Below are 21,944 nucleotides of genomic sequence, written 5' to 3'. Positions count from 1 at the left end.
GAAACCCCGCACCTTTCCGGTGCGGGGTTTTCTGCGTTTCCGGCCTTTTCTCCAACCTCCTCAGAGACGACCCGCAGTCTTCAGTGCCAGATATGCGTCCGCCAGCGCAGGTGCCAGTTCCTCTGGCGTCGCGTCGACCACGGTGACACCGTGGCGGCGGAGTTGGTCCGCCGTGCGATGGCGTTCGCTCTGGGCCTGGGCCGCGGCTGCGGCCTCGTAGACGGAATCGGTGTTGCCGCGGGCTTTGGCCATGCGGGCGACATACGGGTCCGCCACCGATGCCACGAGGACTGTGTGGCGCTGGGTCAGTTGAGCGAGCACCGGGAGCAGGCCCTCTTCGATCGGGGCCGCGTCGAGGCTCGTGAACAGGACGATGAGGGCGTGGCGGGGAGCCGTACGGCGTGCTGTGGCGGTCAGGCCACGGGCGTCCGTTTCGACGAGCTCGGGTTCCAGTGTGGCCATGGCGTTGACCAGGGACGGCAGTACGTCGCCGGCGGTTCGGCCCTGGACGAGGGCGCGTACTCGGCGGTCGTAGGCGAGGAGATCCACGCGGTCGCCGGCGCGGGAGGCCAGGGCTGCGAGGAGGAGTGCCGCGTCCATGCTGGCGTCGAGGCGTGGGGCGTCGCCCACGCGGCCTGCCGAGGTGCGGCCGGTGTCGAGGGCCAGGAGGATATGGCGGTCGCGTTCCGGGCGCCAGGTGCGTACGGCGACCGCCGACTGTCTGGCCGTAGCGCGCCAGTCGATGGAGCGGGTGTCGTCGCCGGGGACGTAATCGCGAAGGCTGTCGAATTCCGTGCCTTCGCCCCGGGTGAGGACGCTGGTGCGGCCGTCGAGTTCCCGGAGGCGGGCGAGCTTGGACGGGAGGTGTTTACGGCTGGTGAATGGTGGCAGCACACGTACTGTCCACGGGACCTTATGTGTGCCCTGACGGGTGAAGAGACCGAGCGGGCCGTAGGAGCGAATCGTCACGCGGTCGGCCTGGCGGTCGCCGCGGCGGGTGGGGCGCAGGCGAGTGGTGACGCGGCGGCGTTCGCCTGGCGGGACCGTCAGGCGTTGGCGAGAGGCCTCGATTTCCGTGCCGGGCTGCCAGCTGCTCGGTGGCCAGGCGTCGCGGAGGTGGGCGCGCAGGGGGCGGCCGGAGGGGTTGGTGACGGTGAGCGTGACGTCGGCGGTTTCGCCGAGGCGTGCGGAGGTGTCGCCGGAGCGGGTCAGGCCGAGGCGGCGTACGGGGGCGGCCAGGGCGAAGTCGCAGGCGCAGGCCACCGCCAGGGGGGCGTTGACGGCGAGGATGCCGGTCCAGCTGGGTTCCCAGATGCCGACGGGGAGGGAGCCCAGGGCTGCGAGGAGCGCGGCGCGTCCGGTGAGTGACATCAGCGGGGGACGGGGACGTGGGCGAGGATCGCGTTGATGACGGAGTCTGCCGTCACGCCTTCCATTTCCGCTTCCGGGCGGAGTTGCACGCGGTGGCGGAGGGTGGGCAGGGCCAGTGCTTTCACGTCGTCTGGGATGACGTAGTCGCGGCCGGTCAGCCATGCCCACGCGCGGGCGGTGGCGAGCAGGGCGGTTGCGCCGCGCGGGGAGACGCCGAGGGTGAGGGACGGCGATTCGCGGGTGGCGCGGCAGATGTCGACGACGTAGGCCGTGATCTCGGGGGAGACCGTGGTCTTGGTGACTGCCCTGCGGGCGGCTTCGAGGTCGGCCGGGCCGGCTACGGGGCGTACGCCGGCGGCGCGCAGGTCGCGCGGGTTGAAGCCCTGGGCGTGGCGGGTGAGGACGGCGATCTCGTCCTGGCGGGAGGGCAGGGGGATGGTGAGTTTGAGGAGGAAGCGGTCCAGTTGGGCTTCGGGGAGGGGGTAGGTGCCCTCGTACTCGACGGGGTTCTGGGTGGCCGCGACCAGGAAGGGCTCGGGGAGCGGGCGGGGGATGCCGTCGACGGTGACCTGGCGTTCCTCCATGGCTTCGAGGAGGGACGACTGGGTCTTGGGAGGCGTGCGGTTGATCTCGTCGGCGAGGAGGAGGTTGGTGAAGACCGGGCCGGGCTGGAAGGAGAACTCCGCGGTGCGGGTGTCGTAGACCAGGGAGCCGGTCACGTCGCTCGGCATGAGGTCGGGGGTGAACTGGACGCGCTTGGTGTCGAGTTCGAGTGCGGATGCGAGGGTGCGGACGAGCAACGTTTTGGCGACCCCAGGGACTCCTTCTAGTAGTACGTGTCCGCGGCAGAGGAGGGCGACGACGAGGCCGGTCACGGCGGGGTCCTGGCCGACCACGGCTTTGGCGATCTCGGCGCGCAGGGCTTCCAGGGAGGCCCGGGAATCGGCCCGGTCTCCGCTCTGCCCGGCGTTGTCAGTGGTCGGGTCCATCATGGACGGCGTACCTCACTTTCGAGGGCGTCGAGTTGGTCGGCGAGGGAGATGAGGGCGGCGTCGTCGCCGGGCGGGGGGCCGAAGAGGAGGGCGTGCAGGGACTGTCCGTCGCCACGGAGGTGTGCGGACAGAGCGGGGAGCAGGGCTTCGGGTGCGTGTGCCTGGGTGACGGGGACGCCTACGAGGGGGGCGAGGCGGGTGCGGGTGGTGGAGCGAAGAGCGGCGGCCGCGCGGTCGCGGGCGTCGGCCTTGCGGTAGAGGCGGGCGCGGCCTTCGACGGTTTCGGAGGCGCGGATCGCCACGGGGAGTTTTTCGGGCACGAGGGGGCCCAGTCGGCGTGCCCGCCAGAGGGCGGCCAGGGCTGCCGCGATGAAGAGCTGGAGTGTGCCCCAGAGCCAGCCCGAGGGGAGCAGGTCGAAGAAGCCGCGCTCGCCCTCGGGGTCGGCGGTGGAGTCGGAGAGCGAGGGGAGGTACCAGACCAGATGGGGACGGGAGCCGAGGAGTTGGAGGGCGAGCGAGGCGTTGCCCTGCTCGTCGAGGCGGTCGTTGTAGAGGATGTCGGGCGCGCCGATGACGACGGTGTCGCCGTCACCGGAGGTGCTGGGGATGTGCAGGAGGGTGGCCAGGCGCTCGCTCGGGTAGCAGGAGTCGGCCTGGAGGTGGGTGGTGGTGTAGCGGATGCCGCCCGTGTCGGCGGCGCCGGCGCGCCGGGCCTCGGGCAGGTCGCAGTCGGGCTGGAGTGTGGAGTCCAGGCTCTTGGCGGGGTCGGCGACGACGCCGGGGGCGAGTCGTTCGACGGACCAGCTCCCGGGAGCGACGAGGAGGGTGCGTCCATCGCTGTCGGCGATCGCCGAGTGCAGCGAGGTTTGTTGACGCTCCGTCAGCAGGTCGGGGACGGTGACCAGGAGGGTGGTGTCCGGGCCGGTCGCGGCGCGTGCCTCGTCGAGGGTGGTGACCACGCGCGTGGACACGCCTCGTTCGGCGAGGAGTTCGGCGACGGCGCGGCTGCCCTGGGCGTCGGCGGAGCGTGGGTCGAGGGTGCCGTGCCGGGCGTCGGAGCGGATCACCGCGATGGCGACGGCGCCCGCGAGGAGGATGACGAGGGCGAGTGCGATGCCTCGCGCGCGGGTCCACACCTGGCGGGCCGTAGGGGAGACCGAGGTGGACGGGAGCGTGGCCTCGGTGGTCATTCGGCGGCTCCCTGGCGGGTGTTGGGAGCCGCGCTGTGGGCGCTGCTGGTCGTGAGCTGGGGCTTGGTGCGCTCCAGGTCGTGGTCGAGTTCGGAGATGCGCCGGTACGACGGCTCGGCTGCGGCTCGGCCGCCGTATGTCACGTCGTCGAAGTCCCGTGCGGCGGTGCGTAGTCGGTCGGTGTGGGAGGGCAGGGCCCGGCCCGCTTCGGCGGCTGCCTCGTCGGCGGTGCGGCCGGGGCGGACGTCGAGGAGGGCGCGTTCCTCCAGGGAGCGGACGATGGCGCGCATGCGTTCTTGGACGGCCTGGTTCCAGTGGCCCTGGGCGGCGTGGGCCTCGGCGGCGGCGCGGTGTTCGGCGGCGCTGCGGGGGCGGTCGTCGAACAGGGCGGCGGAGGAGGCGGGTTCGCGGCGCGGGGTGCCGAGGCGCCACCACAGGGCGCCCAGGACTGCGAGTACGGCCAGGATGACGACGACCAGGCCGAGCGGTCCTCCGGGGGTCACGGCCGAGGCGCTGCTGAACAGGTCGTCGACCCAGCCCCAGAAGGCGTCGAGGGCGCGTTGGAACAGGCCGGGTTCGTCCTCGTGGTACATCCGCTTGGACAGCTCGCGGCGGGCGGCCTCCCGCGCGGGGTCGCGCGGGATCGTCACCGGTGGTTCGTCGCCGGAGCGCGCGAGCGACAGCGCGTCTGCGACATGCGGTGACATCCGTACGGCGGCGCGCGGCAGGGCCGGCGCCGCGGTGAGAACTCCCCCCGCCAGGCTCACCGATTCAGCTCCCCGGGGTGTCGGATCCGTAGCCCTGGACGCCGGCGGCGCGGGCCAGTTCGAGGTCGAGGGCCTCGCGGCGGATGCGCTGGTCGATGTAGAGGAGCACGGTGACGCCCGCCGAGATCGGGAAGGTGATCATGGAGCCGATCACCGAGCCGACGCCGCTGACGATGAGGTAGGTCCAGTCGAGGTCGCCGCCGCCGCCACCGCTGTCGAGGAGGCTGTTGACGCTGTCGCCGCTGAAGGCGTCGGCCAGGAAGCCGAACGGGATGGCGATGATCGACGCGAGGATGCTCGCGATGAGCATGGCCAGCAGCTGGATGCCGAAGACTCGCCACCAGGAGCCGCGGACCAGCTTGGCGGAGCGGCTCATCGACTTCACGATGCCCTGCTTCTCCAGCATCAGCGCCGGCGAGGCGAGGGAAAGGCGGACCATCAGCCAGATCGCGACGACGATGGTGCACAGGCTGCCCAGCGCGGTGAGCGCGGCGCCCGCTTCGCCGGCGCCCGTGGCGGCCACCAGGATGCCCGGCAGGACGCCCACGGCGACGATGCCGAAGGCGATGAGCAGCAGCAGGAAGATCAGGCCGAAGAGCCTGGCGACCTGGGGGCGGGCGTCGTTCCAGGCCTCGCCGGTGGTCACCGACTTGCCGAGGACGGCGCGGCTGGTGACGGTGGTGAGGAGGGCGGTCGCCACGATCGTGCCGATCAGGGAGATCAGGGAGATGGCGCCGTAGCTGAGCATGGCGTCGCCCATGGCGCGGCTGAGTTCGCTGAGCGTGGCGCTGGGGTCGTCGAGGGCGTCGGTGTCGATGCGGTCGTTCAGGAAGAAGCCCTGGAGCAGGACGACGACGATCTCGGTGAGGACGGCGACGGTGAGGGCGATGCCGAGGACCGTGCGCCAGTAGGCGCGCATGGTGGAGACGGCGCCGTCGAGGATCTCACCGACGCCGAGCGGGCGCAGCGGGATGACGCCGGGCTTGGCCGCGGGCGGGGGGCCGCCCCAACCGCCACCCCAGGAGCCGGATCCGCCGGGGCCGCCGTAGCCTCCCGGGCCGCCGCCGGGGCCGGCCGGGGGGCGGCTGCCCCAGCCCGGGCCGGGCGGTGGAGGCGGTGGGGTCTGTTCCGGGGCCGCGGGGCCGGTGGGCGCGGACCATTGGGCCGGTGGCGGTTGCTCCTTGGACCATTTCGGTCCGGGGCCCTGCGGCTGCGGTCCTGGCTGGTCCGCGGGCTGCTCGGGCTCCGGTCGGTCGGCGGGCCGGTCAGGGCCGGAGGCGCCGTGCTCCTGACCGTCGGACGGGGCGGATCCGGGCGAGGCCCAGCCCGGAGTGTCGTTCATCGTCGCTCCTTCACGGTGCCCGTCCGCGGGTCGCGGCGGCAGGTTGGCAGCCATCGTGCCATGGGGTGGTCATCCGGGGACCGGTCAAGGTATGGCCTGCACACCTTCAATTGTCCGCCGGATAACGGGCAGACTGACCGCATGGCTGATCAGCACGCGCAATCCGGCGAGGACAAGCGGCCCACCGAGATACCGGTGATCCGTTGGGAAGAGCCACCAGAAGGCCCCGTACTGGTCCTTCTCGACCAGACGAGGCTGCCCGCAGAGGAGGTGGAACTGGTCTGTACGGATGCGCCGGTGCTGGTGGAGGCGATCCGTTCGCTCGCCGTGCGCGGGGCTCCGCTGCTCGGGATCGCGGGGGCGTACGGCGTCGCGCTGGCCGCCGCGCGCGGTTTCGACGTGGACGATGCCGCGGACGCGCTCGCGGGTGCCCGTCCCACGGCGGTGAATCTCGCCGTCGGTGTGCGCAGGGCGCAGGCCGCGTACCGGGCCGAGTTGGCGCGGAGCGGCGATATGGGGAAGGCGGCCGAGGCGGCGCTGGCCGCGGCGAGAAAGCTGCACCGGGACGACGCCGAGGCCAGTGCGCGGATGGCCGAGCGGGGGCTGGCGCTGCTGGACGAGCTGCTGCCCGGCGGCGGGCACCGGATTCTCACCCACTGCAACACCGGGTCGCTGGTGTCCGGCGGGGAGGGCACCGCGTTCGCGGTGGCGCTGGCGGCGCATCGGGTGGGGCGGTTGCGGCGGCTGTGGGTGGACGAGACGCGTCCGCTGCTCCAGGGGGCCCGGCTGACGGCGTACGAGGCGGCGCGCAGCGGGATGGCGTACACCTTGCTGACGGACAGCGCGGCCGGGTCGCTGTTCGCGGCCGGTGAGGTGGATGCCGTGCTGATCGGGGCGGACCGGATCGCCGCGGACGGGTCGGTGGCGAACAAGGTGGGGAGTTATCCGCTCGCGGTGCTCGCGCGATACCACCATGTGCCGTTCATCGTGGTGGCGCCGGTCACGACGGTGGATCCGGACACGCCCGACGGGGCGTCCATCGAGGTGGAGCAGCGCGCCGGGTTCGAGGTGACCGAGGTGACCGCGCCGCAGGTGCCGGTGACGGGGCCGGGCGGCGGGATACCCGTGGCGCCGCTGGGGACGCAGGCCTACAACCCGGCCTTCGATGTGACGCCGCCCGAGCTGGTGACGGCGATCGTGACGGAGGAGGGCGTTGTGTCGCCCGTGACGGCTGAGGCGCTGGCCGAGATGTGTGCCAGGTCGCGGGAGGTGACGATCGGCTGAGGCGGGCGGTCTCGTACGTCGGTGGCCGGCCCCGGTGGGCCGGTTGGCGTACACCACCGACATCAAGATCGAAGGGCGAGGGCAGACAGTAGCGACCCCATACGACTATCGTCACAGGCCAGTGACCTCCCTCACCAGCGCCCCGGTCACTGTTACGAGAATGGGATGATGTCGTTTATGAAGGGACGAGTCCTTGTCGTCGACGACGACACCGCACTGGCCGAGATGCTCGGCATCGTGCTGCGTGGTGAAGGTTTCGAGCCGTCTTTCGTAGCCGACGGCGACAAGGCGCTGGCCGCTTTCCGTGAGACCAAGCCCGATCTGGTGCTGCTCGACCTGATGCTGCCCGGGCGGGACGGCATCGAGGTGTGCCGTCTGATCCGGGCGGAGTCGGGTGTACCGATCGTCATGCTCACGGCCAAGAGCGACACCGTCGACGTCGTCGTGGGCCTGGAGTCGGGCGCGGACGACTACATCGTGAAGCCGTTCAAGCCGAAGGAGCTGGTCGCCCGGATCCGGGCGCGGCTGCGGAGGTCGGAGGAGCCGGCGCCCGAGCAGCTCGCCATCGGCGATCTGGTCATCGACGTGGCCGGTCACTCCGTGAAGCGGGACGGGCAGTCGATCGCGCTGACGCCGCTGGAGTTCGACCTGCTGGTCGCGCTCGCGCGCAAACCGTGGCAGGTGTTCACCCGCGAGGTCCTGCTGGAGCAGGTGTGGGGTTATCGGCACGCCGCCGACACCCGTCTGGTCAATGTCCACGTGCAGCGGCTGCGCTCCAAGGTCGAGAAGGACCCGGAGCGGCCGGAGATCGTGGTGACCGTCCGTGGCGTCGGTTACAAGGCGGGGCCGAGCTGACATGTCCGGTGACAGTGCCGCTTCGGCGCCCGGCCGGTCCGGGTCCCGCGGGGGGCGGCCTGTCGGCCGGGGGACGGCAGGCTCTCGCTGGGGACGGTTCCTGGAGGGCGGGCTGCTCCAGGGCGGGGTTCAGGGCAGCCCGGTCCTGCGGTTGTTCATGCGCTGGGTGCGCCGGCCGCTGCTGCCCGTCATGCGGCTGTGGCGGCGCAACATCCAGCTCAAGGTCGTCGTCACGACCCTGCTGATGTCGCTGGGCGTGGTCCTGCTGCTGGGCTTCGTCGTCATCGGGCAGGTGCGCAACGGCCTGCTGGACGCCAAGGTGAAGGCCTCGCAGAGCCAGGCCACCGGTGGTTTCTCCGCGGCCAAGCAGACGGCCGATGAAGCGTCGGCGGCCGGGACCGGCGACGACGGCACCGCGACGGACGGCCGCTCCGAGCAGAACGTCATCCAGTGGATGAGTGACCTGGTGGAGCAGCTCTCCAGCGGCGGCCAGGGCGCCTTCGAAGTCGTGACCCTCCCCGCGGGCGGGGACAGCGGCGGCGGGCGCGGCCCGCGCGCCTCCAACTACGTCGACCCGACCGCGAGCGTGCCCGAGAACCTGCGCGAGCGCATCGACAGCAGCACCGCGGCGGCCCAGAGCTACACGCGCATCATCTACAACGCCGACAAGGAGTCCCAGCCGGCCCTCGTCATCGGCAAGCAGGTCAACGACCCGAACGGCGACCCCTACCAGCTCTACTACCTCTTCCCGCTCACGCAGGAGGAGAAGTCGCTGAGCCTGGTCAAGGGCACGCTGGCGACCGCCGGGCTCTTCGTCGTCGTACTCCTCGGAGCCATCGCCTGGCTCGTCGTGCGCCAGGTGGTCACGCCGGTACGGATGGCGGCCGGGATCGCCGAGCGGCTGTCCGCCGGACGGCTCCAGGAGCGGATGAAGGTCACCGGCGAGGACGACATCGCGCGGCTCGGTGAGGCCTTCAACAAGATGGCGCAGAACCTTCAGCTGAAGATCCAGCAGCTGGAGGACCTGTCGCGGATGCAGCGGCGGTTCGTGTCCGACGTGTCGCACGAGCTGCGGACGCCGCTGACGACCGTACGAATGGCCGCTGATGTCATCCATGAGGCGCGGGAGGACTTCGACCCGGTGACCGCGCGGTCGGCGGAGCTGCTCGCCGATCAGCTGGACCGGTTCGAGTCGCTGCTCGCGGATCTGCTGGAGATCAGCCGGTTCGACGCCGGTGCGGCGGCGCTGGAGGCCGAGCCGATCGATCTGCGTGAGGTCGTGCGGCGGGTCGTCAGCGGGGCCGAGCCGCTCGCCGAGCGCAAGGGCACGACGATCCGGCTGGTGGGCGACCAGCAGCCCGTCGTCGCCGAGGCGGACGCCCGGCGGGTGGAGCGGGTACTGCGCAATCTCGTCGTCAACGCCGTGGAGCACGGCGAGGGCAGGGACGTGGTGGTCAAGCTCGCCGCGGCGGGCGGGGCGGTCGCGGTCGCCGTGCGCGACTACGGCGTCGGACTCAAGCCCGGCGAGGCCACGCGCGTGTTCAGCCGTTTCTGGCGGGCCGACCCGGCACGCGCGCGTACCACCGGCGGTACGGGTCTGGGGCTGTCCATCGCCCTGGAGGACGCCCGGCTGCACGGCGGCTGGCTCCAGGCCTGGGGCGAGCCGGGCGGCGGCTCGCAGTTCCGGCTGACGCTGCCGCGGACCGCGGACGAACCGCTGCGGGGCTCCCCGATACCGCTGGAGCCGAAGGACTCGCGCCGCAACCGCGGTCTCGACGACGCCGGTCTCCCGCGCGGGGAGAAGAGCGCCACCGTGCCGGCGCAGCAGACGGCCGACCAGGCGTCCGCGATGGCCTCGCGCGACCCGATAGCCGGGCGGCTGAACGGCGCGGCCCCCACGGCCGATCCGACGGCGCTGCCGGGCAACGGCGCGCGCGTGGTGCCCCGGCCCGCCTCGGGGCCGCGACGACAGGACGACGCGCCCGCCGGTGAGAGGGCGCGCGGTGAGGACGCCGGGCCGCCGGAGGGCCCGAGCAGGCAAGGGGAGGCATTTCGTGGGCGCTGACCGCGAGGGGGGCGCCCGGCGCAGGCAGGGGCGCGCGGTGGCGTACGTCGCCTGTGGCGCCGTACTGCTGGCCGGGTGCGCCTCCATGCCCGACAGCGGGGATCTGAGCGGGGTGGACTCCACGCCGCGGCAGGACACCCAGGTGCGGGTCTTCGCGATGCCGCCCTCGGAGGACGCTACGCCCACGCAGCTCGTCCAGGGTTTTCTGGAGGCGCTGACCAGCGACGATCCGAACTATGAGATCGCCAGCCAGTACCTGACCGAGGACGCGGCGACGGCATGGCGGCCCAAGACGGGCACGACGGTCCTCGCGGACGGTCCGGACGCCTTCGAGCTGCCCAGGGCGCGAGGGCGGGAGGACACCGGGGAGACCTCGTTCGCGCTGAGCGGCACCAAGATCGCCACGGTGGACGAGCAGCAGTCGTACGCGCCGGCGGACGGGGTGTACGAGTCGCTGCTGCACCTCACCCAGGATCCGAAGACCAAGCAGTGGCGCATCGACGAACTGCCCCAGGGCGTCGTCATGGGGCAGGGCGACTTCGAGCGCAACTACACCTCGGTCAACAAGTACTACTTCGCCTCGAACACCGCGGCCGGCGGGAGCGGGCAGACGGCGGCGGTCGCCGATCCCGTCTACGTCCGTGAGCGCGTCGATCCCATGACGCAGATGGTGCGTTCCCTGCTGAAGGGGCCCACCACCTGGCTCAGCCCCGTGGTCAGGACGAGCTTCCCCACGGGCACGGCGCTGAAGAAGGACGTCACCACGCTGACGCCCGACGAGAACAACAAGCTGACCGTGCCGCTCAACGACAGGGCGGCCCGGGTCGGCCAGAGCAGGTGCACCGAGATGGCCGCCCAGCTCCTGTTCACCCTGCGCAGCCTCACTCCCTCAATGGCCGAGGTCGAGCTGGAGTCGGGCGGCAAGCAACTGTGCTCGCTCACCGAGGGGGCCGAGGCCACGGCCGCGCGCGGGGCGACGGAGCATGTCGAGTACCTGTACTACGTCGACGACAAGCACCGGCTCGTGCGGATGGCGGCGGCCGAGGACGGCGCCCGGACGCCGGAACCGGTGCCGGGCGCTCTGGGCGAGGGGAACACGCAGCTGCGGTCCGCGGCGGTCTCGCGCGACGAGGAGATGGCGGCCGGGGTCGGTGTGGACGGCGGGGAGCTGTATGTCGGTTCGCTGGTGTCGGGAGGATCGCTCGGGGAGCCCGTGCTGCGCAGTGCGGGCAAGACGGCCGACGACCGGTTGACGACGCCCAGTTGGGACGCTCGGCAGGACCTCTGGGTGGCCGACCGGAACCCCGACGACCCGCGGCTGCTCCTGCTGGAGCACGGCGCGGGCGAGCCGCTCCCGGTGCAGACACCGGGTCTCGACGGGCGTATCGAGTCGGTACGGGTGGCCGCGGACGGGGTGCGGATCGCGCTCGTCGTCGCGAAGGGCGACAAGTCGTCCCTGCTCATCGGGCGGATCGAGCGCGAGACCAAGCCCGGCGAGGACCGGCCGACCGTGACGGTGCAGGAGCTGCGGTCCGCGACCCCGCAGTTGGAGGAGGTCACCACCGTGTCGTGGGCGGGTGACGGCCGACTCGTCGTCGTCGGGCGTGAGCAGGACCGCGTGCAGACGGTTCGGTACGTCCAGGTCGACGGGTCCACTCCCGAGGGGCCGGCGCCCGCCGCGCTGACCGGGGTGAAGGAGATCGCCGCGACGGAGGACGACCGGGTGCCGCTCGTGGCGTACTCGGAGGACGGCATCGTGCGCCTTCAGTCCGGGGCGCAGTGGCAGAAGGTGGCGGCGGACGGGACCGCGCCGGTTTATCCGGGGTGAGCGTCGGCTGCTGAGGGTGTTCGACGGCCGCTTCCGACCGAGGCGGCCGTTTCGCTTTTCGAAAGGGCTCTTCGCGGCCTTCGAGAGACGCATTCGCGGCCGTGCGACTTCGCCGTCCGGAGTTATCCACAGGCACTTATCCACAGGGGTGGCCGGTCGGCGCTCGTGTTGGCACAGTGGTGGGCATGCGGGGGTGGTGGCAGGACCTCACCGATCTGGTGCTGCCGGCCGAGTGCGGAGGCTGCGGGAGGCCTCGTATGGTGCTCTGCCCGGAGTGCCGTACGGCCCTGAGCGGTGCCGCACCGCGCCGGGTGCGGCCGGTGCCGGAGCCGCCCGGGCTGCCCGTGGTGCACGCGGCGGCGCGGTACGCGGACGAGGTACGAGCCGCCCTGCTGGCCCACAAGGAGCGCGGGGCGCTGGCCCTGGCGGCACCGCTCGGCGTGGCGCTGGCGGGAGCCGTGCGTGCGGGGCTCCAGGCGCCGTCCGGCCCGGACGGGAGGGCCATGCCGGTGCTGCTGGTGCCCGTGCCGTCGGCGCGGCGGGCTGTGCGGGCGCGGGGGCATGATCCAGCGCGGCGGATCGCGCTCGCGGCGGCGGCCGAGCTGCGGCGGACCGGGACTCCCGCGCGGGTGCTCGCCGTGCTGCGGCAGCGGCGTGCCGTGGTCGATCAGTCGGGGCTCAACTCCCGGCAGCGGCTGGACAATCTGGCTGGCGCGCTGATGGTGGCGCCGGGTGGTGAGCGGCTGCTGGGCGGGGGCTCGGTGGCGCTCGTCGACGACCTGATGACGACCGGTGCCTCCCTGGCGGAGGCGGCGCGTGCGGTGCGGGAAGTGGCGAGCGGTGCCCGGACGGGGGCGGATGGGGCGGTACGGCCGGTTGGCCGTGGGGAGGGGGCGAACGCGGTGTGCGGCGCGGCAACACGGGAAGACAGAGGGGAAGGGAGGACCGGAGTGACGGCGGAGGCGGTGCGGATGCACGGGGTGCCGGGAATGGCGGGCGGTATCCGCGCAGGTGACGTGGCGTGCGCGGCCGTCGTGGCGGCTCCGCCGGATGCTTTCGCAATAAACCGGAACTGACTGCGAACTTGCAACGTTGCAGGTGATGAGAGGGCCAATTCACCTGAACGGAGGTACGCCGCTGTAGAGGGTGACGACATCCGTCCGGGCGAGATATGTTCGGTTGTGAGAGAAAGGCGCAGGCCATCCCTCTCATATCCGAATGCCGTGCCGCGGGTTATCCGTATTCACCCGAGCCGGCGGGGTGGAGATCTTGCCCATGGGGGAGGAGGAGGTGGAAGTCACCGAGTCCGAGGTTCCGGGGATCGCCGGAGCCTGGTGCAAAAGGGAGATGCTCCGCCGCTGGAGCGGAGCGATCCGGGAACGGAGTTCTGCGTGGACATCGTCGTCAAGGGCCGCAAGACCGAGGTGCCCGAGCGGTTCCGCAAGCACGTGGCCGAGAAGCTGAAGCTGGAGAAGATCCAGAAGCTCGATGGCAAGGTGATCAGCCTCGACGTCGAGGTGTCCAAGGAGCCCAACCCCCGACAGGCCGACCGCAGTGACCGAGTGGAGATCACGCTCCGCTCCCGCGGTCCGGTGATCCGGGCGGAGGCAGCGGCCAGCGATCCGTACGCGGCGCTGGACCTGGCAGCGGAAAAGCTGGACGCGCGGCTGCGCAAGCAGCACGACAAGCGTTTCTCACGCCGAGGCGCGCGCCGGCTCACGGCGGCCGAGGTCCCCGACCACGTCCCGGGCGCGGCGACGCTCAACGGGAACGGCCACACCTTCCAGGAGGAAGAGCCGGACGGCGTTCCCACCAAGAAGATCGGCTCGCTGGAAGTGAAGGGCGAGGGGCCCCTCGTCGTTCGCGAGAAGACGCACGTCGCCTCCCCGATGACCCTTGACCAGGCCCTCTACGAGATGGAGCTGGTCGGGCACGACTTCTACCTGTTCGTCGACTCCGAGACCAAGGAACCGAGTGTCGTCTACCGACGGCACGCCTACGACTACGGCGTCATCCACCTCAACACGGACCCCATGGTCGCCGAGGCGGAGACCCAGGCTGCCGGTGGCATGCTGGGCGGCTGAGCCCCACCCGGCTGACGAGCGAGCGGGTGCCCCTGGAGCGCGTGTGCGCCCCCAGGGGCACCGGTGTGCGCCCCTTCGCGCCCCGCTCTGTCACCGCGGTGTCGTCCGGGCATGAAATCATGGCCGCACCGGCCCAACCGGTGGGCCGCTGCCTTGGGTTGGCGATGGCACCTGACCAGCCACAGCCTTCAGGGGGAGGAACGATGGCGGACACCTTCGGACCGATGCGGGACGAGGATGCCGACGGCGGCATCGTCGGCACGGACCCGGACGCGGGCTCTCCACGCAAGGAGCCGATCAGAGTCCTCGTCGTAGACGATCACGCCCTCTTCCGCCGTGGCCTGGAGATCGTGCTCGCCGCCGAGGAGGACATCCAGGTCGTCGGGGAGGCGGGCGACGGCGCCGAGGCCGTGGACAAGGCCGCCGATCTGCTGCCCGACATCGTGCTGATGGATGTGCGGATGCCCAAGCGGGGCGGGATCGAGGCCTGCACCTCCATCAAGGAGGTGGCGCCCAGCGCGAAGATCATCATGCTGACGATCAGCGACGAGGAGGCCGACCTCTACGACGCGATCAAGGCGGGCGCGACCGGCTATCTCCTCAAGGAGATCTCCACCGACGAGGTGGCCACCGCCATTCGCGCGGTGGCCGACGGGCAGTCGCAGATCAGCCCGTCCATGGCGTCGAAGCTGCTCACCGAGTTCAAGTCGATGATCCAGCGGACGGACGAGCGCCGGCTGGTTCCGGCGCCGCGGCTGACCGACCGTGAGCTGGAGGTGCTCAAGCTGGTCGCCACGGGCATGAACAACCGCGATATCGCGAAGGAGTTGTTCATCTCCGAGAACACCGTGAAGAACCATGTGCGCAACATCCTGGAGAAGCTTCAGCTGCACTCCAGGATGGAGGCCGTGGTGTACGCGATGCGGGAGAAGATCCTCGAAATCCGGTAGGCCGGGTCAGGCCAGCAGACCGGAGAGTGCGTGAGCGAGGGGCTCGCGCAGCTCCGGGGCGTCGACCCGTTCCACGCGTACGTCCGTACAGTCCACCCAGCTCGCTGCCTCCACCAGGGCCTGGGCCACCGCCGGCACCGCCTTCGGGCCGTCCAGGGTGACCTGCTTGGCCACCAGCGTGCTTCCCTCGCGGGCCGGGTCGACTCGGCCGACGAGACGGCCGCCTGCCAGGACCGGCATCGCGAAGTAGCCGTGGATGCGTTTCTGGCGGGGGACGTAGGCCTCCAGACGGTGGGTGAAGCCGAAGATCCGCTCTGTGCGCGCCCGTTCCCAGATCAGGGAGTCGAAGGGCGACAGGAGGGTGGTGCGGTGGCGGCCGCGCGGTGGGGTGGCGAGCGCGGCGGGGTCCGCCCAGGCGGGTTTGGCCCAGCCCTCCACCGTGACCGGGACCAGGCCGGAGTCCGCGATCACCGCGTCGACCTGTTCGCCCTTGAGGCGGTGGTAGTCGGCGATGTCCGCGCGTGTGCCGACGCCGAGGGACTGGCCGGCCAGGCGGACCAGGCGGCGCAGGCACTCGGTGTCGTCGAGGTCGTCGTGCAGGAAGGCGTCCGGGACAGCGCGTTCTGCCAGGTCGTACACGCGCTTCCAGCCTCGGCGTTCCACGCAGACGACCTCGCCGTACATCAGGGCGCGTTCCACGGCGACCTTGGAGCCGGACCAGTCCCACCAGTCGCCGGTCTTCTTCGCGCCGCCCAACTCCGTGGCCGTCAGGGGGCCTTCGGTGGTGAGCTGCTTGATCACCTGGTCGTAGGCGCCGTCGGGGAGTTCGTGGCTCCAGTGGGGGCGGTTGCGGTACGCGCGGCGGCGGAAGGCGAAGTGGGGCCACTCCTCGACCGGGAGGATGCAGGCGGCGTGTGACCAGTACTCGAAGGCGTGCGTGTCCTTCCAGTAGGCGTGCTCGACCGTTTTACGGCCTATCGCGCCGAGGCGGGCGTAGGGGATGAGTTCGTGGGAGCGGGCCAGAACCGAGATGGTGTCGAGTTGGACCGCGCCCAGGTGACGGAGGATGCCGCGGACGCCGGATCTGCGGTCGGGGGTGCCGAGGAGGCCCTGGGCGCGGAGGGCGATGCGGCGGGCCTCGTCTGCCGAGAGTTCGGTGGTGGGGCGCGGGGTCGTCATGGCTCGCACGATAGGGGGTGGGACTGACAGTGGGGGTGAGCTGGGGGTTTGGGTGGGGCGGGCTTCGCTCCCCCACAACAGCCCGTTAGCTTTTCGCCGGCAAATACGGCGCCGTCGACGGCAGGCCCAGGTCCGACGGGAGCAGGGAACCTACCCAGCAGTCCCGGCGTACACCCTTGTTGTTGATTGCTGAGCGCATCGTGCCTTCGATGGTGAAGCCCGTTCGTTCCGCTACCGCTCGGGACGCTGTGTTGCCCACCTCCGCTCGCCATTCCACCCGGTCGATGGAGGCCGCGGTGAAGGACCAGCGGGCGGCTGTGAGGACCGCCCCGGAGGCGTAGCCCTTCCCGCGGTGTTCCTTTGCCGTCCAGAAGCCGATCTCGGCTACCCCGAGGGCCCGCATCGTCAGGCCGAGCATGCCTGCCAGGTCCTCCCCTTCGGGGAGGAAGACGCCGAAGGTGAACATGGTGCCGTCCGCCCAGCCGTCGGGGACCAGTTGTTCGGTGAAGCTTCTGGCGTGTTCGAGGAGGTAGGGCGAGGGGATCGTGGTCCAGCGCTGGATGTCGGGGTCCTGGACGGCGCGGTACACGGCGTCGGTGTCCTGCGGGCCGACCGTGCGCAGCACGAGGCGGTCGGTGGTCAGCGTCACGGGGTCCATCGGGCGATTCTGCTCGGGGGCGGTCGTGGGCGCCAGGGATTTGCCGTGCGTGAGCGGGTGATCACAATTCGCGCAATTCGTCGGCGCCGCGCGGCACCATCCGCGGGGCCCGTCCGTTGTCCTTTTCGAAGAGATGTGAAGCAGCGGACGGTCGCGGTATCGGCAGGCCTCCCGGCGTGGCGGGGTCCTCGCATACGATGGCCGTTGCTCAGTCAAGTCAAATGGAAACCGACCGTCCCAGGCCCGACCGGCAAGGAGACCAACCCCCGTGTCCGTCCTCTCGAAGATCATGCGTGCAGGCGAAGGCAAGATCCTGCGCAAGCTGCACCGCATCGCGGACCAGGTCAACTCCATCGAAGAGGACTTCGTCGACCTCTCCGACGCCGAGCTGCGAGCCCTCACCGATGAGTACAAGCAGCGTTACGCCGACGGTGAGACCTTGGACGACCTGCTCCCCGAGGCGTTCGCCACCGTCCGCGAGGCCGCCAAGCGCGCACTCGGCCAGCGTCACTACGACGTGCAGATCATGGGTGGCGCCGCCCTCCACCTCGGCTATGTGGCCGAGATGAAGACCGGTGAGGGCAAGACCCTCGTCGGCACGCTGCCCGCGTATCTGAACGCGCTGTCCGGGGACGGCGTCCACCTCATCACGGTCAACGACTACCTGGCCGAGCGCGACTCCGAGATGATGGGCCGCGTTCACAAGTTCCTGGGTCTGAGCGTGGGTTGCATCCTCGCCAACATGACGCCGGCCCAGCGCCGCGAGCAGTACAACTGCGACATCACGTACGGCACGAACAACGAGTTCGGCTTCGACTACCTGCGCGACAACATGGCGTGGTCCAAGGACGAGCTCGTCCAGCGCGGCCACAACTTCGCCATCGTCGACGAGGTCGACTCCATCCTCGTCGACGAGGCCCGTACGCCGCTGATCATCTCCGGCCCGGCCGACCAGGCCACCAAGTGGTACGGCGACTTCTCCAAGCTGGTCACCCGCCTGAAGCGGGGCGAGCCCGGCAACCAGCTCAAGGGCATCGAGGAGACCGGCGACTACGAGGTCGACGAGAAGAAGCGCACCGTCGCCATCCACGAGTCCGGCGTCTCCAAGGTCGAGGACTGGCTGGGCATCGACAACCTCTACGAGTCGGTGAACACGCCTCTGGTGGGCTACCTGAACAACGCCATCAAGGCCAAGGAGCTCTTCAAGAAGGACAAGGACTACGTCGTCCTGGACGGCGAAGTCATGATCGTCGACGAGCACACCGGCCGTATCCTCGCCGGCCGCCGCTACAACGAGGGCATGCACCAGGCGATCGAGGCGAAGGAAGGGGTGGACATCAAGGACGAGAACCAGACGCTCGCCACGATCACCCTCCAGAACTTCTTCCGCCTCTACAAGCGCCACGACCACGACGGCAAGGAACTGCCCGGGCTGTCCGGCATGACCGGTACGGCGATGACCGAGGCCGCCGAGTTCCACCAGATCTACAAGCTCGGCGTGGTGCCGATCCCGACCAACAGGCCGATGATCCGCAAGGACCAGTCGGACCTGATCTACCGCACCGAGGTCGCGAAGTTCGAGGCGGTCGTCGACGACATCGTCGAGAAGCACGAGAAGGGCCAGCCGATCCTCGTCGGTACGACGTCGGTCGAGAAGTCCGAGTACCTCTCGCAGCAGCTCAGCAAGCGCGGCGTTCAGCACGAGGTGCTGAACGCCAAGCAGCACGACCGTGAGGCGATCATCGTCGCCCAGGCCGGCCGCAAGGGCGCCGTGACCGTGGCCACCAACATGGCCGGCCGTGGTACGGACATCAAGCTCGGCGGCAACCCCGAGGACCTCGCCGAGGCGGAGCTGCGCCAGCGCGGCCTCGACCCCGAGGAGCACATCGAGGAGTGGGCGCACGCCCTGCCCGCCGCCCTGGAGCGGGCCGAGCAGGCGGTCAAGGCGGAGTTCGAAGAGGTCAAGGCCCTCGGCGGTCTCTACGTCCTCGGCACCGAGCGGCACGAGTCGCGTCGTATCGACAACCAGCTGCGCGGTCGTTCCGGCCGTCAGGGCGACCCGGGCGAGTCCCGCTTCTACCTGTCGCTGGGCGACGACCTGATGCGTCTGTTCAAGGCGCAGATGGTCGAGCGCGTGATGTCGATGGCGAACGTCCCGGACGACGTGCCGATCGAGAACAAGATGGTCACGCGCGCGATCGCCTCCGCGCAGTCGCAGGTCGAGACGCAGAACTTCGAGACCCGTAAGAACGTCCTGAAGTACGACGAGGTCCTCAACCGCCAGCGCGAGGTCATCTACGGCGAGCGCCGCCGCGTCCTGGAGGGCGAGGACCTGCACGAGCAGATCCAGCACTTCATGGACGACACCATCGACGCGTACATCACCGCGGAGACCGCCGAGGGCTTCGCCGAGGAGTGGGACCTGGACCGGCTGTGGGGCGCCTTCAAGCAGCTCTACCCGGTGGAGGTCACCATCGAGGAGCTGGAGGAGACGGCCGGTGACCGGGCGGGCCTGACCGCCGAGTTCATCGCCGACTCCATCAAGGACGACATCCACGCCCAGTACGAGGCGCGGGAGGCGCAGCTCGGCTCCGAGATCATGCGTGAGCTGGAGCGCCGGGTCGTGCTGTCGGTCCTGGACCGCAAGTGGCGCGAGCACCTCTACGAGATGGACTACCTCCAGGAGGGCATCGGCCTGCGCGCGATGGCGCAGAAGGACCCGCTGGTCGAGTACCAGCGCGAGGGCTTCGACATGTTCACCGCGATGATGGAGGGCATCAAGGAGGAGTCCGTCGGCTACCTGTTCAACCTGGAGGTCCAGGTCGAGCAGCAGGTCGAGGAGGTCCCGGTCGACGAGGCCAAGCCGACGCTGGCGAAGACGCAGGACGCGGTTCCCGCGCAGGCGAACGGGCGTCCGGAGATCCGCGCGAAGGGGCTGGACGCCCCGCAGCGGCGGAACCTGCACCTCTCCGCGCCGACCGTGGACGGCGCCGGCGGCACCGTCGAGAGCGACTGGTCCGACGACGAGGAGCCGGTGCGCTCCGAGGCGGACGGCCTCACGCGCGCGGAGCGGCGCAAGCAGGGGCGCGGCGGCCGGCGCCGTAAGAAGTAGTCCCGACGCGCCCGGGAGGGCGCCTCGGCGGCTGTGGGAGGGCCGGGTCACCGTCGGGTGCCCGGCCCTTCGGCATGAGGTCCTGCGCCGTCGGGTTCTACGGCGGCCTCAGTCGTCGTCCGTACGTGGTCGCGCGGGGCCGCCCAGTTCCACCGCCGTGCAGCGCCAGCGCAGGTCCCTGCCCTGTTCCAGGCGGAAGGCCATGGCGCGCAGGCGGTCGCCGGCGCCGATGCGGGCGAAGGCCTCGATGGCGCCCGGGGAGGGGACGTAGTAGCCGATGTCGCGGATCACCGGGCGGCTGCCGCGGGTGATGCGCAGGGGGCCGCGCTCGGCGAGCCAGGCCAGGTCGTCGTAGGCGCGGCCCGCGGTGTGGCGGAGCATGCAGTGGACCGGGCGCTGTCCGCTGAGGACGGCGAGGAGACGGTCGGCGAAGACGTCGGTGGGGCGGGGCTGGGGGACGGCGGGGGCAATGGGGCGCCGCGGAGTCTGGGCCGGTACCGAGGGGACTGCCTGCTGAGTGCTTCTCGTGCCGGCGGGACCGGTGGTCGTCGGTGGGCGGTTGTCGCGGGGCCTGCCTGCGTTCGGGTTGCGGGGCGGGGTGCCGCCGGGGCGGCGGGGGTCGCGGCGGCCCGGCGGGCGGGCGCCGGGGTGGTTCTTCGCCCGTGTCATGACCTTGTTCATGGGTGCCCCCGTGGGTCGGGCCCGGGATTTACCGGGCAGTAACTTTGTGGTTGGGGATCTTGTACGGGGCGCCGGGCGGGGGCGGCAAGCGGGTGCCGGGGTCGGTCCGGGGTCCGAAATCTTCACCTATCCGGATGACTTCGGGGGTGCTCGGGCCTGTGGGGGCGGGGGCGTACCGGGTGAGTTTCCGGACGCGGGTGGACGGCCTCCGGCGTGCGGGTGGGGCCTCGAAAGGGGACGCCCGCACGTATCCTGAAGGCCCTTCGGGAGGTGCGGGTGCGCCCTCTCCGGGACCGTTGCGGAGCCCCGACCACGAAAGCGGCCAACCATGCGCGTCTACGTCCCCCTGACCCTTCCTGGTCTCGCCGAGGCGTACAAGACGGGCGAACTGGGGGGCGGGCCACTGCTCGCCTACGCCGTCACGCCCGCGTTGCGCGAGTGGTACCTCTCGGACGACATCGAGGAGCTGGAGTACGCGGCGCTGAACCGGGCCGCGGTGGCGTCGCTGCGGCTGCTGGCGGCGGATTCCGGGGCGGCGCGAAGGCGCGTGGTGGTCGCTGTCGACGTGCCCGACGGGGCGGCGACGGCCGACCCCGACCGGGGGCTCGATCCCGCGGCGCTCGGTGAGGTGCGGGTCGCGGGGGCGGTGCCGCTGGGGAAGGCGGCGTCCGTGCATGTCGACGGTGGCGACGCGGAGGCGGATGTGGCCGCCGCGGTGGAGGCGCTGGAGGCGGCGGACGGCGGGGACGACGACGCCCAGTTCGTCGTGGACGGGGCCGAGGACCATGAACTGCTGTGGTTCGCGACGCAGGAGATTCCGAATCTGGTGGGGCTCGGGGGATGAGCTGCTTGCGGCTTCCCTGCCTTGACCTGCGGTTCTCTTGATTGTCAGTGGAGGCGGGTACGTTCTTGGGCATGGGGAAGCGAGCAGGGGCGCACATCGTCTGGGACTGGAACGGGACGCTGTTCCATGACAACGACGCGATCATCGGGGCCACGAACGCGGCGTTCGCCGAGTTGGGGCTTGAGCCGATCACGATGGAGCAGTACCGGGCGCTGTACTGCGTGCCGGTGCCGAAGTTCTATGAGCGGCTGTTGGGGCGGCTGCCCACCGATGCCGAGTGGGAGGTCATGGACGCGACCTTTCATCGGTACTACGCCGAGCATCGGGTGCGGTGCGGGCTGACCGAGGGGGTGACCGAGCTGCTCGCCGACTGGGGGGCGGCCGGGCGCAGTCAGTCGATTCTCAGCATGTACGGGCATGACGAGCTGCTGCCGTTGGTGCGGCGGTTCGGGATCGAGGCCCACTTCATACGGGTGGACGGCCGGACCGGGCCTTCCGGGGGGAGCAAGGCCGAGCACATGGTGCGGCATGTGGGGGCGCTGGGCGGGGTGGATCCTGCGCGGACCGTGGTGATCGGGGACGCGGCCGATGACGCGGTGGCGGCGCTGCATGTGGGGGCGCGGGCCGTGTTGTACACCGGGGGGTCGCACAGTCGGGCCAGTTTGGAGGGGGTGGGGGTTCCGGTGGTGGACACGCTGGACGAGGCGGTTGCGGAGGCGCAGCGGTTGGCGGCGTAGGCGGG

18 protein-coding genes are annotated in these 21,944 nt (G+C 70.9%); 10 read left to right on the top strand and 8 right to left on the bottom strand.

What is annotated here, in order from left to right; genetic code table 11:
• Window positions 1-60: 60 nt before the first annotated feature.
• Genes H4N64_RS35250 through H4N64_RS35230 form a run of 5 tightly spaced genes read right to left on the bottom strand, consistent with a single transcriptional unit; the run spans window position 61 to window position 5,662 of the window.
• The gene (locus H4N64_RS35250) at window positions 61-1,371 is read right to left on the bottom strand and encodes a DUF58 domain-containing protein (protein WP_186286608.1); all 1,311 of its coding nucleotides are present in this window, start codon (window positions 1,369-1,371) and stop codon (window positions 61-63) included.
• Window positions 1,371-2,360, bottom strand: coding sequence for an AAA family ATPase (locus H4N64_RS35245; protein WP_186286607.1), 990 nt, complete (start codon window positions 2,358-2,360; stop codon window positions 1,371-1,373). Before H4N64_RS35245 ends, H4N64_RS35250 begins: the two co-directional genes overlap by 1 nt.
• Window positions 2,360-3,553, bottom strand: coding sequence for a DUF4350 domain-containing protein (locus H4N64_RS35240; protein WP_186286606.1), 1,194 nt, complete (start codon window positions 3,551-3,553; stop codon window positions 2,360-2,362). Before H4N64_RS35240 ends, H4N64_RS35245 begins: the two co-directional genes overlap by 1 nt.
• Entirely contained in the window at window positions 3,550-4,320 is a 771-nt protein-coding gene (locus H4N64_RS35235; protein WP_186286605.1) for a DUF4129 domain-containing protein, read from the bottom strand. Before H4N64_RS35235 ends, H4N64_RS35240 begins: the two co-directional genes overlap by 4 nt.
• A gap of 4 nt (window positions 4,321-4,324) precedes the next feature.
• A complete protein-coding gene (locus tag H4N64_RS35230) occupies window positions 4,325-5,662 on the bottom strand; it encodes a DUF7847 domain-containing protein (RefSeq protein ID WP_186286604.1) in 1,338 nt (445 codons plus the stop codon).
• Window positions 5,663-5,803: 141 nt separating this feature from the next.
• Between H4N64_RS35230 and mtnA the strand changes: the two genes are divergently transcribed.
• The 7 genes from mtnA to H4N64_RS35195 all read left to right on the top strand — a co-directional run bounded on the left by mtnA (window position 5,804) and on the right by H4N64_RS35195 (window position 14,728).
• Window positions 5,804-6,946, top strand: coding sequence for an S-methyl-5-thioribose-1-phosphate isomerase (gene mtnA / locus H4N64_RS35225; RefSeq protein WP_186286603.1), 1,143 nt, complete (start codon window positions 5,804-5,806; stop codon window positions 6,944-6,946).
• A gap of 165 nt (window positions 6,947-7,111) precedes the next feature.
• Window positions 7,112-7,801: a two-component system response regulator MtrA gene (gene mtrA / locus H4N64_RS35220; RefSeq protein ID WP_015659998.1), complete on the top strand. Its 690-nt coding sequence runs from the start codon at window positions 7,112-7,114 to the stop codon at window positions 7,799-7,801.
• 1 nt (window position 7,802) lies between these two features.
• The gene (gene mtrB, locus H4N64_RS35215; protein ID WP_186286602.1) at window positions 7,803-9,866 is read left to right on the top strand and encodes an MtrAB system histidine kinase MtrB; all 2,064 of its coding nucleotides are present in this window, start codon (window positions 7,803-7,805) and stop codon (window positions 9,864-9,866) included.
• Complete coding sequence (locus H4N64_RS35210; RefSeq protein WP_186286601.1) at window positions 9,856-11,694, top strand: LpqB family beta-propeller domain-containing protein; 1,839 nt, start codon at window positions 9,856-9,858, stop codon at window positions 11,692-11,694. Before mtrB ends, H4N64_RS35210 begins: the two co-directional genes overlap by 11 nt.
• Before the next feature lie 185 nt (window positions 11,695-11,879).
• A complete protein-coding gene (locus H4N64_RS35205) occupies window positions 11,880-12,770 on the top strand; it encodes a ComF family protein (RefSeq protein ID WP_186286600.1) in 891 nt (296 codons plus the stop codon).
• Between the two features lie 315 nt (window positions 12,771-13,085).
• Window positions 13,086-13,778: a ribosome hibernation-promoting factor, HPF/YfiA family gene (hpf, locus tag H4N64_RS35200; RefSeq protein ID WP_418896318.1), complete on the top strand. Its 693-nt coding sequence runs from the start codon at window positions 13,086-13,088 to the stop codon at window positions 13,776-13,778.
• Window positions 13,779-13,981: 203 nt separating this feature from the next.
• On the top strand, window positions 13,982-14,728 hold the full coding sequence (locus tag H4N64_RS35195) for a response regulator (RefSeq protein WP_186286599.1): 747 nt from the start codon (window positions 13,982-13,984) through the stop codon (window positions 14,726-14,728).
• 6 nt (window positions 14,729-14,734) lie between these two features.
• Here H4N64_RS35195 and H4N64_RS35190 read toward each other — a convergent pair whose 3' ends face one another.
• Window positions 14,735-15,907 (bottom strand): winged helix-turn-helix domain-containing protein, encoded by a 1,173-nt coding sequence (locus H4N64_RS35190; RefSeq protein ID WP_186286598.1) that lies wholly within the window; start codon window positions 15,905-15,907, stop codon window positions 14,735-14,737.
• An 85-nt stretch (window positions 15,908-15,992) separates the two neighbouring features.
• Entirely contained in the window at window positions 15,993-16,565 is a 573-nt protein-coding gene (locus H4N64_RS35185) for a GNAT family N-acetyltransferase (protein WP_186286597.1), read from the bottom strand.
• 268 nt (window positions 16,566-16,833) lie between these two features.
• Here H4N64_RS35185 and secA point away from each other — a divergent pair, with 268 nt between their 5' ends.
• Window positions 16,834-19,677: a preprotein translocase subunit SecA gene (gene secA / locus H4N64_RS35180; RefSeq protein ID WP_186286596.1), complete on the top strand. Its 2,844-nt coding sequence runs from the start codon at window positions 16,834-16,836 to the stop codon at window positions 19,675-19,677.
• Window positions 19,678-19,785: 108 nt separating this feature from the next.
• Here the strand turns inward: secA and H4N64_RS35175 are convergent, their stop codons facing one another.
• The gene (locus tag H4N64_RS35175; RefSeq protein WP_186286595.1) at window positions 19,786-20,358 is read right to left on the bottom strand and encodes an Rv3235 family protein; all 573 of its coding nucleotides are present in this window, start codon (window positions 20,356-20,358) and stop codon (window positions 19,786-19,788) included.
• Between the two features lie 328 nt (window positions 20,359-20,686).
• On the opposite strand from H4N64_RS35175, the gene H4N64_RS35170 reads away from it, so the two are divergent.
• Together H4N64_RS35170 and H4N64_RS35165 are read left to right on the top strand one after the other, a co-directional pair.
• The gene (locus H4N64_RS35170) at window positions 20,687-21,202 is read left to right on the top strand and encodes a DUF6912 family protein (RefSeq protein ID WP_186286594.1); all 516 of its coding nucleotides are present in this window, start codon (window positions 20,687-20,689) and stop codon (window positions 21,200-21,202) included.
• A 71-nt stretch (window positions 21,203-21,273) separates the two neighbouring features.
• Window positions 21,274-21,939, top strand: coding sequence for an HAD family hydrolase (locus tag H4N64_RS35165; RefSeq protein WP_186286593.1), 666 nt, complete (start codon window positions 21,274-21,276; stop codon window positions 21,937-21,939).
• Window positions 21,940-21,944: the final 5 nt, after the last annotated feature.

It is taken from the genome of Streptomyces cupreus (assembly GCF_014257025.1).
Taxonomy (GTDB): Bacteria; Actinomycetota; Actinomycetes; order Streptomycetales; family Streptomycetaceae; genus Streptomyces; species Streptomyces cupreus.
This window is presented reverse-complemented; position numbering and strand designations above follow the sequence as displayed.

Excerpts from the sequence above, each read along its gene's own strand:
- H4N64_RS35205 (WP_186286600.1), top strand. The coding sequence starts at position 11,880 with ATGCGGGGGTGGTGGCAGGACCTCACCGATCTGGTGCTGCCGGCCGAG.
- mtrB (WP_186286602.1), top strand. The coding sequence starts at position 7,803 with ATGTCCGGTGACAGTGCCGCTTCGGCGCCCGGCCGGTCCGGGTCCCGC.
- H4N64_RS35195 (WP_186286599.1), top strand. The coding sequence starts at position 13,982 with ATGGCGGACACCTTCGGACCGATGCGGGACGAGGATGCCGACGGCGGC.
- H4N64_RS35175 (WP_186286595.1), bottom strand. The coding sequence starts at position 20,358 with ATGAACAAGGTCATGACACGGGCGAAGAACCACCCCGGCGCCCGCCCG.
- H4N64_RS35185 (WP_186286597.1), bottom strand. The coding sequence starts at position 16,565 with ATGGACCCCGTGACGCTGACCACCGACCGCCTCGTGCTGCGCACGGTC.
- mtnA (WP_186286603.1), top strand. The coding sequence starts at position 5,804 with ATGGCTGATCAGCACGCGCAATCCGGCGAGGACAAGCGGCCCACCGAG.
- H4N64_RS35250 (WP_186286608.1), bottom strand. The coding sequence starts at position 1,371 with ATGTCACTCACCGGACGCGCCGCGCTCCTCGCAGCCCTGGGCTCCCTC.
- H4N64_RS35190 (WP_186286598.1), bottom strand. The coding sequence starts at position 15,907 with ATGACGACCCCGCGCCCCACCACCGAACTCTCGGCAGACGAGGCCCGC.
- H4N64_RS35165 (WP_186286593.1), top strand. The coding sequence starts at position 21,274 with ATGGGGAAGCGAGCAGGGGCGCACATCGTCTGGGACTGGAACGGGACG.
- mtrA (WP_015659998.1), top strand. The coding sequence starts at position 7,112 with ATGATGTCGTTTATGAAGGGACGAGTCCTTGTCGTCGACGACGACACC.
- H4N64_RS35240 (WP_186286606.1), bottom strand. The coding sequence starts at position 3,553 with ATGACCACCGAGGCCACGCTCCCGTCCACCTCGGTCTCCCCTACGGCC.
- H4N64_RS35230 (WP_186286604.1), bottom strand. The coding sequence starts at position 5,662 with ATGAACGACACTCCGGGCTGGGCCTCGCCCGGATCCGCCCCGTCCGAC.
- H4N64_RS35170 (WP_186286594.1), top strand. The coding sequence starts at position 20,687 with ATGCGCGTCTACGTCCCCCTGACCCTTCCTGGTCTCGCCGAGGCGTAC.
- H4N64_RS35245 (WP_186286607.1), bottom strand. The coding sequence starts at position 2,360 with ATGGACCCGACCACTGACAACGCCGGGCAGAGCGGAGACCGGGCCGAT.